The sequence below is a fragment of the Limnospira indica PCC 8005 genome (assembly GCF_000973065.1).
GTDB classification, from domain to species: domain Bacteria; phylum Cyanobacteriota; class Cyanobacteriia; order Cyanobacteriales; family Microcoleaceae; genus Limnospira; species Limnospira fusiformis.
The window spans coordinates 1,969,651-1,985,153 of the sequence record NZ_FO818640.1 but is presented as its reverse complement, the minus strand read 5'-3'; the positions used below and the strand labels follow the sequence as shown (position 1 = coordinate 1,985,153).

Genomic DNA, 15,503 nt, shown 5'->3' with positions numbered 1-15,503 from the left:
AAGAAACTAAGTTTCTGGGTTGGTAAGTGGCTGTGGATGTTGTGGTGACGGGAATAGGTTTGCGTTCGGCTAGTGGTGATCTGAACCAGACTTGGGAAGCTATCATTAAGGGTCAGACGGCGATCGCCTTGTCTCAACCTTTCCCGGAACTTCCCCCGTCGCCTCTAGCAATGTGGGGAAGCCAACCCACCCACCTACAGCCACTAATTCAGCCGACGGTAGCTGAGACTTTAGCAGATGCCGGGTTAGAATTTCCCTTAACTGATTGTGGGGTAGTAGTGGGGTCTTCTCGTGGCTACCAAGCCGATTTAGAAGGACTGGCTAGGGACACTACAGACAGTTGTCTGGGATTATTCCCTGGTTTTCTGCATGGTCAACTAGGCGCTACGATCGCCGCTATAATTGGCTCTGAAGGTCCGGTATTGAGTCCTATGGCTGCTTGTGCGACCGGACTGTGGGCGATCGCTCAAGGATTTGAGTTAATTAAAACCCAACAATGTCAGCGCGTGATCGTTGGGGCACTCGAGGCTCCCATTACTCCCCTAAGTTTAATCGGATTTGCCAAAATGGGTGCTTTAGCCTCTCGGTCTGCTTACCCATTTTCTCGGCGGCGAGATGGTTTAGCCTTGGGAGAAGGCGCGGCGCTTTTGGTATTGGAGTCAGCAGAACTTGCCCATCGCCGCCATGGTAAGATTTATGGGAGTATTTTAGGCTTTGGTGTCACGGTGGATGCCTGCTATCATAATAAGCCTGATGGTGAGGGAAAAAGTGCGATCGCTGCTATTCAAAGAAGCCTTAATGACAGCCATCTTCATCCTACTGATATTGACTATATTCACGCCCACGGAACTGCTACCATTTTAAATGATCAACACGAAGCCTTTATTATTAATCAACTATTCCCCCATGGTGTAGCGGTGAGTTCCACCAAAGGCGCAACAGGTCACACTTTAGGCGCTTCTGGTGCTTTGGGGGTCGCCTTTTGTTTAAAGGCATTAGAACAGCAACTTTTACCGCCTTGTGTAGGGTTACAGGATTTAGAATTTCCCCTAGATGTAGTCACCACTCCCCGGTCAACGGTGGTCAATAATGTGCTGTGTTTAGGGTTTGGATTTGGGGGGCAAAATGTGGCGATCGCTTTAGGAAATCATCCTCCGAAAAAATAGACTTAATTATTGAAATTCACCACATGGATATCCAACCTAGATAGATAAAAAAGTAGAGACAAAGTATGCCTTGCCTCTACTGTTAGTAGGTACACTTATTAAATTAAGTCACAGGCTTTCCAGTCCAACTAGGTATTTACTTGATGAATTTGAGCCTTATTTAGTTTAGCAAACCAATGGCAAAATTTCCATCAATACTAGACAGCACCAGACACTAGACAAACCTGAAGATATTATCATCTTGCAAACTGATATCAGTCAACCCTTGCAAGACTCCCACCAGTTCCCTGGGAGTTTCCGAGTTAGGCGGATTAACTTGGTAAATCGCCGTAGCATTAGCAAATCCCTGGGGTAAATCACCAATCTCGTAATTAGCTGGAGTTCCTGGCAGAATAATTAAGTCTTGATTCATCTGAAAATCAGCTACCACACTGTAGCCATCCCCAGGAACCAGGATAAAGGTATCATTACCCTCTCCTCCCCGCAGAGTATCAATCCCTCGCATTCCTCCGTACAAGACATCATTACCCTTATCGCCCCAGAGTTCATTATTACCAGCACCACCGATTAAGGTATCATTGCCCTGACCTCCGAAGAGGGTATCATTACCACCCTGTCCAAATAGGATATCATCATCCTTATTTCCAAACAGCACATCATTACCATTGCCACCCACAAGCGTATCATTACCCTGACCTCCAAACAGGGTATTATTACCAGCAGTTCCCTGAAGGAAGTCATTACCCTGAAAACCTAGCAAAGTTTCATCCGAAGCACTACCTAGAATCAAATCAGGATCATCCGTACCAAATAACTGATTTGGGAACTCTAAGGAAGCCTGAGTAATAAAGCCCAAATTCGCATCAGCAATGCCAGGTATAGGAGGTCTGACCGAATTGATATCAATGGGAGGTATAGTAGGCTGTTCGACTTCCGGCTGTTCGACTTCCGGCTGTTCGACTTCCGGCGGTTGAACTGGAGGACGAGGTATGGGAGGAGCAACATCCAAATCCAGGTTAAGCACCGATACATCAGGCACATTGAGACCATCAAAGAGCGGATCGGAACTGACTGTAGGAGCTAAAATTATTTGATAGGGTTGATCTCCGTCAACACGGCCATCATCAGGAACCCCTGTCACAGTTACAGTTTGGGCTTGATTCCAATTAGCGGGAGTAAATACCAACTGATTAGGACTAACAACCCCTTCCTGTGGATTGGAACTACTAACCCCAATGGATACATTAGCAGTCGGTGGGCTATCCAGTACCACTGTAAATCTGTCGGTTTGTCCGTCTTCAGCAGTGACCAAGCCTGCTGTAGGTTCAACTGTCACTCCAGGAGTTGGGTTAACTGTAACCGTCACATTAGCCGTAGCTGTATCAGTTCCATCACTAACTGTGTAGACAAAACCAGCATTTCCGGTAAAATCAGCTTGCGGCGTAAAGATGACATTATCACCATCTAATCTTACTGTAGCATTTTCGGGATTGCTAACACCTGTAACAGTAAGAACATCCTCATCTGGGTCAGTATCATTAGCCAGTAAATCAGCAACCGCAATGGTCAACGCCTGATTTAAGAAACCACGAAATTCATCATCTTGAGGTTCTGGGGGATTGTTAGGCGGCACCGTATTGACCTCTTGAACAAAGGGTGCAGGAGCCACCAACAAGTTCCCTGCTGCGTCGGTAGCAGCTTCTGGGGCTACCTCCACAGTCAAATTCCCCTCAAAGTTGGGGTTAGGAGTTACCAACAGCGTATATTCACTAGAGCTAACTGTGGTTAACTCACCAGCCGTGCCATTGGTGACATTAATGTCATCAACAGTAAAGTCTGTGACCGCTTCCGAGAAAGTGAAGGTAAATACAACATCCCCCGTAGCAATATCCGCATCGCTAGTTATGTTGACCGTAGGAGCTAGAGTATCCACCACTTGTTCAAAGGGTGCAGGAGCCACCAACAAGTTCCCTGCTGCGTCCGTAGCAGCTTCTGGGGCTACCTCCACAGTCAAATTCCCCTCAAAGTTGGGGTTAGGAGTTACCAACAGCGTATATTCACTAGAGCTAACTGTGGTTAACTCACCAGCCGTGCCATTGGTGACAGTAATGTCATCAACAGTAAAGTCTGTGACCGCTTCCGAGAAAGTGAAGGTAAATACAACATCCCCCGTAGCAATATCCGCATCGCTAGTTATGTTGACCGTAAGAGCTAGAGTATCCACCACTTGTTCAAAGGGTGCAGGAGCCACCAACAAGTTCCCTGCTGCGTCGGTAGCAGCTTCTGGGGCTACCTCCACAGTCAAATTCCCCTCAAAGTTGGGGTTAGGAGTTACCAACAGCGTATATTCACTAGGGCTAACTGTGGTTAACTCACCAGCCGTGCCATTGGTGACATTAATGTCATCAACAGTAAAGTCTGTGACCGCTTCCGAGAAAGTGAAGGTAAATACAACATCCCCCGTAGCAATATCCGCATCGCTAGTTATGTTGACCGTAGGAGCTAGAGTATCCACCACTTGTTCAAAGGGTGCAGGAGCCACCAACAAGTTCCCTGCTGCGTCCGTAGCAGCTTCTGGGGCTACCTCCACAGTCAAATTCCCCTCAAAGTTGGGGCTAGGAGTTACCAACAGCCTATATTCACTAGGGCTATCTGTGGTTAACTCACCACGAGTGCCATTGGTGACAGTAATGTCATCAACAGTAAAGCCTGTGACCGCTGCGGAGAAAGTGAAGGTAAATACAACATCCCCCGTAGCAATATCCGCATCGCTAGTTATGTTGACCGTTAGTAATTCCGGGTCTGGGTCGTCGTCGGGTACAACTGGGGGATTATTGACCTGTACAGGGTCAACCGGAATATCATTGTAATTTGGGTCATCACTGGTAGGATTTAGGGAGATTTGGAGTTGTCCTTCATCTCCTGCCTCTCTGGTGATGGTAACTGATTGCGGGATATCCCAGTTCTCAGCAGTAAAGTCTAATGAACCGGGATTAACAGTTACCAATGGTTCAGAAATGACAACCTCAAATTGTACTGGGGCTATAGGTTCACTGGTGAGAGATACCTCAAACTCAGCTGTTTCTCCCACTTGAGCGATAGTGAAGTCAGTAGGATTAATGGAAACTCCTGCTGTATCATCATCAATATTAGTGACCGACACAGTTTGGGCAGGTAACCCGCTAAAAGCTGGGTCTTGACTGATAGCAGGTCCGACAGTAATGGTAAACTCTTGGTCTCCATCATCAATATCGTCGTCTACCCCGGTGATGGTCACAGTTTGTGGGGTTTCCCAGTTTTCGGGATTAAATACCAATTCATTGACGGCAACAGTTCCCTCTGACTCGTCATTGCTGACTATGCTAAGAGTTACATTTGCTGTCGGTTCACTGTCAAGAACTACAGTAAACTCTGTTGTGCCACCTGCTTCAGTAGTTTCCAATCCTTGGAGGGGTTGAATAGTAAAACTACTTGGTGGAACCCCACGTTCTAGTCTCAGCGATCGCGAGTCAAACTGAAATCCTGGTGCTATGTCGGTTGCGGAGAAGTTAATCGAAGTGCCATCAAAATCATTAACAGTATTAAAGGTTAAGCTGTATAGGGTGGCAGGCTGTGTGCCATCACCTGTCCATTGACCACCAAAATCAACCCATGAACCCTGGAGAGCCTTATTTGTTTCCGGATCACCATCGCGATTATCAGCGTCGTCTATTAGCGATTCTGAAGCACTGGGATCAACAGATAAGCCAGGGAATTGACCAGTTTGTAAAACATCAGCAACCTCGATCAATTGCAACTGGTTATCATTAAACAGGGTAAAAAAGCCAATTCCACTGACTTGTTCATTAAATGCTGAACCTTGTCCAGTGGCATCCTGAGTGTCATATATAATGAAAATGGTGAACTCTTCACCAGGTAATACAGTCAGAGATTCAAGGGGTTCTCCAAGAACTCCTGGTTCAGACCTTTGGTCGCTTGCGTATACAAATTGAATACCCATTTTTGCCTTTTCTCCTAATTATCTCACCTACATCACAATCGGTAGAATTATAGCGGTTAAGGATGCTAAATTCATATCCTTACTCATGGATAAAATATGACATCATCCTCATCTATCTGTACTAAATTTGAGACTCCCGCAGTTAATTGCTCAAGCCATATAACGGGGGATTATTGCCTTTTCGTGCCTCTGAACTAGACCCCAAGATTACTCTTGAAACCCCCGTAATACTCACTCCACAAGCATTTTCATCTGGGTTTCTTCTCCCAGCTATGTTATGCCCGAACCCTAGTATCTAGGCGGTACTTTTTCCTCAAAAGTTCCACTCCAGTGCGTCAGCCATATCGGAGTTATGGTGGCCTTACCTAAGCTATTCGGTCTGACGTACCTTACGATTTTCGAGTTTCGAGTCAATAACCCTATACTTGTGCTATTTAACTTTCGAGGTACTGAGTTGGTTGGTTTTTTACAGCCCACATTACTGGTAACAGCCATCGCGATTGTAGCACTAGAAAGACCACAATGGCAAGGTATAAAATTTCACGGGTTCGCCTGTCAAATCAGGAGTGGGAAAGGTGGACATCCTTTGAACACTCAAAGGACTGTACGCTACTAAGCGTTTCCCAAAAAAGGATTCGCTTCCGGATGGTTTAGTTACTGGTCAAAATTCATCTCGTCGTTGAGCCTATCGGCTTAACGGGAGTCCTCTTTTGACCTTTAATATGGACCAAGGGTAGATGGTTCACTATGTCACACCTGGCAGTCTACATGATCTGACTGAAAAATACTACATATAAACGTTTTTTTTTCCGGATCTGGATCATCCCAAAATTAAGTTTTAGTGAACACAGCCCAGAAAAATTGACACCCTACACAGATGTTGATAACCTAGATAGCCATCCTATGCCCAGAGCGCAGGTTCTGATAGTTGCTGTTCATACTCTCCCGTTGAATTTAAGGTGGTTATGAAAGGTTTTCAGACACATCCGATCTGATTGGATCAAGCCAGCCAGATTTAGTTCAAGAAACTATTTTTACTGAGCTTGACTGTATTCTGTTTTCGCTACTCCTTGGGTATCAATCAAGTTAATAGGGTGCATCAGATAGCTAGTAGCATTCCATGTTCAACTACTATTGTTGTTCTCATGCACCCATCATGGAGTTTTCGGAGCTTCGACTTTGCTAGAGGAAGTAGAAATATGGTTATGTGATATTTCTACTCCACTGATTGACCTGGGACAAATTATAGCCAGTAATAGCTGTTAGAACAGCGATGGCTCATCCGCCAATAAAACATCCTCCTCTTCTAAGTCAACGGGATCAAAATTAGAACTGCCTTCAGCTTCCTCAACCTCAAGAGCGATCGCATCATCGGTGGTTGGTATTACAGTCACGCCACTGAGATCTTCGGAACTACCAGCAATCAAGTTAGCTTCTTCACTGCCTTGCAAGTCATCGATGGAGGAGGGATTAACTAAAATGTCCTCCGCTTCCGCTTCCAGATTTTCTGAAGAAGTTTCTGACGAATCACTCTCACCAGTGAGGGGATCAACTTCCGCAGACTCATCAGACTCATCAAGCTCGTCAGATTCATCAGGCTCGTCAGACTCATCAGGCTCATCAGACTCATCAAGCTCATCAGACTCATCAAGCTCGTCAGACTCATCAAGCTCGTCAGACTCATCAAGCTCGTCAGACTCGTCAGACTCATCAGGCTCGTCAGACTCAGCAATATTGCTGGTCACTGCCTCAGATTCTGGAGATGCTTGAGACTCCTCTGGTGTTTCCGAATCATTTTCAGGCACCTGGTCAGATTCCTCCAATTCTTCAGATTCAGGTTCAACCGTCACCGAGTTAGGCCGTTCTTCCGGCTGAGTGGGATTTGAAGAACGTTGGGTGTTAGTGCTGGGTAAATGAATATCCAGGAAATCGCGAATCTCGGCAGCAGTTGTGCGAGTAGCGTTTGGACTTGTCTGGGCTAATGATTCTAAGCGCTGATCGAGTAGGTTAGGGTTAGTATCCCTTAAGCTCAGATAGTTAAAAATCATCACACCATCAGATAGCGCACTGAAACTGCCATCCCCATTAACATCGAGCATCGTATTTTGGGCTAGCTCGAGGTATCGAGTCAATTCGTCAGAGAAGACGCGATTGCCACCAGCGTCACTTGCCACATTTTCTAGTCGCTGATCGAGTAGAGTCGGATTAGTATTGCTTAAGCTGAGATAGTTGAAAATCATCAAACCATCAGTCAGTGCGGATGCACTACCATCTCCATTAATATCTAACTCCCGACGGCTGATGTTGAGTTCGTAGTGATTTTGGGTGTCTTCGTTCTCACCTGCCACCCGAATATAAAATGGCTGGTTGGTAGATGGGAAACTAATCGACATAAATGAGTCACCCCTGACCAGATCAAGATCGAGGCGTTCCCCGTCAGCATTGTAAAGTTCGAGATCTAGTTCTCCCAAACTCGGATCATATTCAATGGTAATCCCATTAGGATGACGCTGAGGAATGCGGCTGGGAGTCACCTTAAACCAATCGACATCACCAGCGTGAATTGACAAGCCAGGAATCTCAATGATGTCATTGAGTCGCAATTCACCCAAGTCAGTAGCCTTGGCCTGAGTATTATTGTCCGTGCTGCCACCGACTCCTTCAAGATGATCAGGTTCAACAACCACACCACCTTGGCGAACTAGGGGTTGATGATTGACTTGTAGGGAGTAGTTGGGGTTGGTATCTCCAGTTTCACTGGAAACCCTCACGAAATAGGTGCCACCCGATTGTCCTTCCAGATTAACCTCTAGGTTATTTTGTCCAGAAGCCTCACCGAGTCGAATGCGGTTTCCTTGTTCATCCCGACTGACACCGCCATTAGCATTACCCTGATAGATTTCCAGATTCAGGTTTCCGCCATGAATGGAGCTAATGTTGATGTCAAGGTTGCCATCATGTTGACCAGTCTCAAACCGATACCAGTCGATATCTTGGCTGTTATGGAGGTTAAAGTCCGCAAACGAGTTTTGTGAACCAGTCAGACGACCGAGATTAAAGGCTGTGCTAGAGGAGTCGTTATTGACGTTGCCGGTAATGTTGCCAGTGATATCAGTGGTTTCGGCATAATCAGGCTCAATACGACGACTGCGATCGCTCGCTTGGGTACGGCGGTCTGGATTTGTCAAGGCTGTCAGGAAGTCATCCCAGCGAGTATCGGCTACGAACCGATAATTGTTCTCATTGTAACGAGAGTCAAAGCCACGGCCTGTGATGGCTGGCAAATAGATACTCAGACCATTAGCACCAGACACATCAACCTGACCGATGATAGCATCATCTAGGGCTTGGGAAACCTCCCTGGCTGCGACACCAATTTGGTTATCGTCACCCAGTAGGTTGTCGATCGCATTCATAAAGCTGCCCAAATCACGCTCATCGGGGTTAGAGAACTCAGTCGATAATGAACGAGCTTGGACAATAGCACTCCAATCATTATCAGTCGCATGATCAAGGACGGTGTCAACAAAGCTATCCAGAGCATTGTTCAGATTTGCCAACCCACCCGTTGTGGTCACAGACTGGGTTTGCGAATTGTTGTAAACATTACCGTAGGATTCTAGAATTGCTGTACCCATTTGTTCAGCACTGATGTTACGGCCTGCGTCAGCGACTTGTTGCAGCCAGCCTGTATAATCCCAACCACTCCAGGGTACAAGTCCCTGAGACGCGACAACCACTTCAGTGAGGTCGTGGAGTTCATAGACTTGCTCAACCACTCCGTTGAGACAGGAATCGAAACCAACCAATTGAAGACTCTCCAAACCAGCCTCTTGAATCGCCTGGGCAACTTCCGACAATTGCAAGTAGTCATTACCATCAGTCTCATCCCATGCGACTCCATCACGACCATTACCGTGATTCCAAACCACCACAGCATAGTTTTGGGCGGCATAGTTTTCTGCGCCCCACTGGATAAACTCAGTCAGGGTGTTTGGATCTCCCATATTCGCTTCCCCAATGGAAGTGAGGTTGCTGGTAATCAGGTTGGGGTTGTTGTCATGCTGAATCAAGCCACGAAGGGTCTCCGTCCAACGGTTACCCTCTGGGTCATAACCGCTAATGAGATCGGCGGAAACATTTTCGACATCAACCTGAACCACCACATTGATATGATCCGGCAGGTTCACAGCTTCCATCTGATTGATATCGTCAATAGCTGCTAATTGAAGATCGTTGTCCCCAGCAATGTAGACCATAATTGTCCATTCAGCCCCACCAGCTTCAACTTGGACTTGAGGAGCGTTTAGGTTCAGATTATAGTTAACAGGGTCATCTCCAGAAACCCGAGCATAATATGGGGTGTTGGCAGCCAAGTCAGTTAGGTTAATTCCCCGGATGCCTTCGCCACTAGGTCCGAAGCTGTTGAGTGGAACTAAACTACCGGACTGATCATACAACTCCAGATTGAGATCGAAATTGGGATCAAACTCAATGGAAATTCGGTGGTCGCGGGTATTATCGCCGGTAGTGAAGCTGAACCAGTCTTCATCATCGCTGTTGTGAATACTGAGATTCGTTTGGCTACTGGTAACATAACGTAATTCAGTGGCTTGTTCGCGACTGTTGTTAGGTTCAAAGCGATCGGGCTCAATGTTACCCAAACCACTACCAGTGGTGATATTCAGACTGTATTGAGGGTTGGTAACACCTTGATAGCCGTAGACTTCAACCCAGTAATTGTCCTCGACACTGCCATTGAATACCACAGATTCGCTGTTAGTAGTGCCTTGAGAAATTCCCAGTAACCCATCCTGGTCATAAACTCGCAGGTCAATATCTCCATCGCCATGATTAAACTCGAGTCGGACTTCAACTTGACCGTTGACAACAGGGCTGAATTGGAACCAGTCTCTGTCTCCCTCGGTATGCAGGGTGAGGTTATTCTCGCTAACCTGACGAATTGAACCAAAGTCGTGGGCGGTTTCTAGGGTGTTGTTTCCTTCGTCTCCTTCAAAGCGATCGGCAGCAATACCACCAGAACTTTGGAACTCACCAAGAGGAGCCTCAATAGTCAGGCGATATTCTGGATTAGTGGCACCGTTGTAGCCAAACACCCGGACATAATAGGTATCAGGACTTAATCCGTTCAAGAAGATAGCTTCTTCATTACCTACTCCACGAGATGCCCGCAGCAGATTATTGTCTGAATCATATAACTCAACATCAATGTCCCCCAAACTGTGTTCAAACTGATCAACAACCACCACATGATTAAACCAGCCTGTTTCTGCGAGGGTAAATCTGAACCAGTCGTCATTACCTGATTCATGGATGGAGAGTTGATGGGGAATCACGCCACTGCTGTTAATTTGAACTGCATTATCCCAACTACTGTTCTCATAGTTCTGATCGTAGTAATCGGGATTAATACTGCTGACATCTCCCCTTACACGGGGGTCAATGGTCAGGCTATAGTTCGGGTTACTAGCACCATTCCAACCCCAAACACGAACGTAGTAGGTTCCAGCATCTAAGCCAGCCAAACTAATGCTCTCATTATCCGATACACTCATTGAACTGTCGAGCCAGTTATTGTTGGCATCGTAGAGGACCATATCCACATCTCCTAGGCTGTGGAGGAAGTCAATACGAACCTCTGCACCACTGCCAGCAGTTCCATCGGTGGTAAAGCTGAACCAGTCTTCATTTCCCGATACTATCACCAGGTCATTTTGGACTAGCTGTGAGGTGACAGTTCCGAAATCGTGTGCAGCCTCAAAGCTGTGATTAGGAGCAAAACGGTCTTCGCCACCATTTCCGCTGACAACGCGGGGGTCAATGGTCAGGCTATAGTTCGGGTTACTAGCATTATTCCAACCGTAAACATGAACGTAGTAGGTTCCAGCGCCTAAGCCAGCCAAACTAATGCTCTCATTATCCGATACACTCGTTGAACTGCCGAGCCAGTTAGAGTTGGCATCGTACAGGCGCATATCCACATCTCCTAGGCTGTGGAGGAAGTCAATACGAACCTCTGCACCACTGCCAGCATTTCCATTAGTGGTAAAGCTGAACCAGTCATCATTTCCCGATACTATCACCAGGTCATCTTCGACTCGCGGTGAGTTCACCGGACCTAAATTATATGCGGTATCAAAGCTGTGATTACCAGCAAAACGGTCTTCGCTGCCATTTCCGCTGACAACGCGGGGGTCAATGGTCAGGCTATAGTTCGGGTTACTAGCACCATTCCAACCATAAACATGAACGTAGTAGGTTCCAGCGCCTAAGCCAGCCAAACTAATGCTCTCATTATCCGATACACTGGTGGAACTGCCGAGCCAGTTATTGTTGGCATCGTACAGGCGCATATCCACATCTCCTAGGCTGTGGAGGAAGTCAATACGAACCTCTGCACCACTGCCAGCAGTTCCATTAGTAGTAAAGCTGAACCAGTCATCATTTCCCGATACTATCACCAGCTCATTTTGGACTAGCTGTGAGTTTACCGGACCTAAATTATATGCATCCTCAAAGCTGTGATTACCAGCAAAACGGTCTTCGCCACCATTTCCGCTGACAACGCGGGGGTCAATGGTCAGGCTATAGTTGGGGTTACTGGCACCACTCCAACCGTAAACATGAACGTAGTAGGTTCCAGCGCCTAAGCCAGCCAAACTAATGCTCTCATTATCCGATACACTCGTTGAACTGCCGAGCCAGTTAGAGTTGGCATCGTACAGGCGCATATCCACATCTCCTAGGCTGTGGAGGAAGTCAATACGAACCTCTGCACCACTGCCAGCATTTCCATTAGTGGTAAAGCTGAACCAGTCATCATTTCCCGATACTATCACCAGGTCATCTTCGACTCGCGGTGAGTTCACCGGACCTAAATTATATGCGGTATCAAAGCTGTGATTACCAGCAAAACGGTCTTCGCTGCCATTTCCGCTGACAACGCGGGGGTCAATGGTCAGGCTATAGTTCGGGTTACTAGCACCATTCCAACCATAAACATGAACGTAGTAGGTTCCAGCGCCTAAGCCAGCCAAACTAATGCTCTCATTATCCGATACACTGGTGGAACTGCCGAGCCAGTTATTGTTGGCATCGTACAGGCGCATATCCACATCTCCTAGGCTGTGGAGGAAGTCAATACGAACCTCTGCACCACTGCCAGCAGTTCCATTAGTAGTAAAGCTGAACCAGTCATCATTTCCCGATACTATCACCAGCTCATTTTGGACTAGCTGTGAGTTTACCGGACCTAAATTATATGCATCCTCAAAGCTGTGATTACCAGCAAAACGGTCTTCGCCACCATTTCCGCTGACAACGCGGGGGTCAATGGTCAGGCTATAGTTGGGGTTACTGGCACCACTCCAACCGTAAACATGAACGTAGTAGGTTCCAGCGCCTAAGCCAGCCAAACTAATGCTCTCATTATCCGATACACTCGTTGAACTGCCGAGCCAGTTAGAGTTGGCATCGTACAGGCGCATATCCACATCTCCTAGGCTGTGGAGGAAGTCAATACGAACCTCTGCACCACTGCCAGCAGTTCCATTAGTGGTAAAGCTGAACCAGTCATCATTTCCCGATACTATCACCAGCTCATTTTGGACTAGCTGTGAGGTGACAGTACCAAAATCGTGTGCAGCCTCAAAGCTGTGATTACCAGCGAAACGGTCTTCGCCACCGTCTGCGCTGACAACGCGGGGGTCAATGGTCAGGCTATAGTTGGGGTTACTAGCACCACTCCAACCGTAAACATGAACGTAGTAGGTTCCAGCGCCTAAGCCAGCCAAACTAATGCTTTCATTATCCGATACACTCGTTGAACTGCCGAGCCAGTTATTGTTGGCATCATACAGGCGCATATCCACATCTCCTAGGCTGTGGAGGAAGTCAATACGAACCTCTGCACCACTGCCAGCAGTTCCATTAGTGGTAAAGCTGAACCAGTCTTCATTTCCCGATACTATCACCAGCTCATTTTGGACTAGCTGTGAGGTGACAGTACCAAAATCGTGTGCAGCCTCAAAGCTGTGATTACCAGCGAAACGGTCTTCGCCACCGTCTGCGCTGACAACGCGGGGGTCAATGGTCAGGCTATAGTTGGGGTTACTAGCATCCCTCCAACCGTAAACACGAACGTAGTAGGTTCCAGCATCTAAGCCAGCCAAACTAATGCTCTCATTATCCGATACACTGGTGGAACTGCCGAGCCAGTTATTGTTGGCATCGTAGAGGACCATATCCACATCTCCTAGGCTGTGGAGGAAGTCAATACGAACCTCTGCACCACTGCCAGCAGTTCCATTAGTGGTAAAGCTGAACCAGTCTTCATTTCCCGATACTATCACCAGCTCATTTTGGACTAGCTGTGAGGTGACAGTACCAAAATCGTGTGCAGCCTCAAAGCTGTGATTAGGAGCGAAACGGTCTTCGCCACCGTCTGCGCTGACAACGCGGGGGTCAATGGTCAGGCTATAGTTGGGGTTACTAGCACCACTCCAACCCCAAACACGAACGTAGTAGGTTCCAGCGCCTAAGCCAGCCAAACTAATGCTCTCATTATCCGATACACTGGTGGAACTGCCGAGCTGGTTATTGTTGGCATCATACAGGCGCATATCCACATCTCCTAGGCTGTGGAGGAAGTCAATACGAACCTCTGCACCACTGCCAGCAGTTCCATCGGTGGTAAACCTAAACCAGTCATCATTTCCCGATACTATCACCAGGTCATTTTCGACTAGCTGTGAGGTGACAGTACCAAAATCGTGTGCAGCCTCAAAGCTGTGATTAGGAGCGAAACGGTCTTCGCCACCGTCTGCGCTGACAACGCGGGGGTCAATGGTCAGGCTATAGTTGGGGTTACTAGCACCACTCCAACCCCAAACACGAACGTAGTAGGTTCCAGCGCCTAAGCCAGCCAAACTAATGCTCTCATTATCCGATACACTGGTGGAACTGCCGAGCTGGTTATTGTTGGCATCATACAGGCGCATATCCACATCTCCTAGGCTGTGGAGGAAGTCAATACGAACCTCTGCACCACTGCCAGCAGTTCCATCGGTGGTAAACCTAAACCAGTCATCATTTCCCGATACTATCACCAGGTCATTTTCGACTAGCTGTGAGGTGACAGTACCAAAATCGTGTGCAGCCTCAAAGCTGTGATTAGGAGCGAAACGGTCTTCGCCACCGTCTGCGCTGACAACGCGGGGGTCAATGGTCAGGCTATAGTTGGGGTTACTAGCATCCCTCCAACCCCAAACACGAACGTAGTAGGTTCCAGCGCCTAAGCCAGCCAAACTAATGCTCTCATTATCCGATACACTGGTGGAACTGCCGAGCTGGTTATTGTTGGCATCATACAGGCGCATATCCACATCTCCTAGGCTGTGGAGGAAGTCAATACGAACCTCTGCACCACTGCCAGCAGTTCCATCGGTGGTAAACCTAAACCAGTCATCATTTCCCGATACTATCACCAGGTCATTTTCGACTAGCTGTGAGGTGACAGTACCAAAATCGTGTGCAGCCTCAAAGCTGTGATTAGGAGCGAAACGGTCTTCGCCACCGTCTGCGCTGACAACGCGGGGGTCAATGGTCAGGCTATAGTTGGGGTTACTAGCATCCCTCCAACCCCAAACACGAACGTAGTAGGTTCCAGCGCCTAAGCCAGCCAAACTAATGCTCTCATTATCCGATACACTGGTGGAACTGCCGAGCTGGTTATTGTTGGCATCATACAGGCGCATATCCACATCTCCTAGGCTGTGGAGGAAGTCAATACGAACCTCTGCACCACTGCCAGCAGTTCCATCGGTGGTAAACCTAAACCAGTCATCATTTCCCGATACTATCACCAGGTCATTTTCGACTAGCTGTGAGGTGACAGTACCAAAATAGTGTGCAGCCTCAAAGCTGTGATTAGGAGCGAAACGGTCTTCGCTTAATATTGTGTCGCTGTCCCAGCCATAAGGCCAGGGATATTCTGGAGCTGGAATCACATAGACATCATCAGAATGATATGGCATTTTTCTTCTCCATTAAACGAATACAAAAACCTAAGCCACCCCCAATCAGGGTGGATGTTTGTGATTTTCACAGGTGATCTAATCATCGAAGCTCAAAGTTTCAGGCAATTAGATCCGTTGAGTGTCAACTGGCAAATTTTTTCTATATTTAACTCCTGAGTTATCTCTTCTGGGAAAATGATTTCCTAGTGAATAGGTACAGACGGAGAGAACGCCTCTTATATCGATACTTGCCACGAAGAGGCTAAAGGCAACAGTGAAGAGGAAAATCCTGATTTCATC

General features: G+C 47.3%; 3 protein-coding genes. 1 reads left to right on the top strand and 2 read right to left on the bottom strand.

The features are described 5' to 3' along the window. The first annotated feature begins 26 nt into the window (after nucleotides 1–26). A complete protein-coding gene (locus XZ46_RS08665) occupies nucleotides 27–1,166 on the top strand; it encodes a beta-ketoacyl-ACP synthase (protein WP_008049761.1) in 1,140 nt (379 codons plus the stop codon). 214 nt (nucleotides 1,167–1,380) lie between these two features. Here XZ46_RS08665 and XZ46_RS36125 read toward each other — a convergent pair whose 3' ends face one another. Both XZ46_RS36125 and XZ46_RS08650 read right to left on the bottom strand, forming a co-directional pair. Continuing rightward, the gene (locus XZ46_RS36125; protein WP_082113525.1) at nucleotides 1,381–5,166 is read right to left on the bottom strand and encodes an Ig-like domain-containing protein; all 3,786 of its coding nucleotides are present in this window, start codon (nucleotides 5,164–5,166) and stop codon (nucleotides 1,381–1,383) included. A gap of 1,262 nt (nucleotides 5,167–6,428) precedes the next feature. After that, the gene (locus tag XZ46_RS08650) at nucleotides 6,429–15,221 is read right to left on the bottom strand and encodes a pre-peptidase C-terminal domain-containing protein (protein WP_082113524.1); all 8,793 of its coding nucleotides are present in this window, start codon (nucleotides 15,219–15,221) and stop codon (nucleotides 6,429–6,431) included. Between the last annotated feature and the right edge of the window lie 282 nt (nucleotides 15,222–15,503).

Coding starts and splice junctions, on each gene's coding strand:
- XZ46_RS36125 (WP_082113525.1), bottom strand. CDS start 5,166: ATGGGTATTCAATTTGTATACGCAAGCGACCAAAGGTCTGAACCAGGA.
- XZ46_RS08650 (WP_082113524.1), bottom strand. CDS start 15,221: ATGCCATATCATTCTGATGATGTCTATGTGATTCCAGCTCCAGAATAT.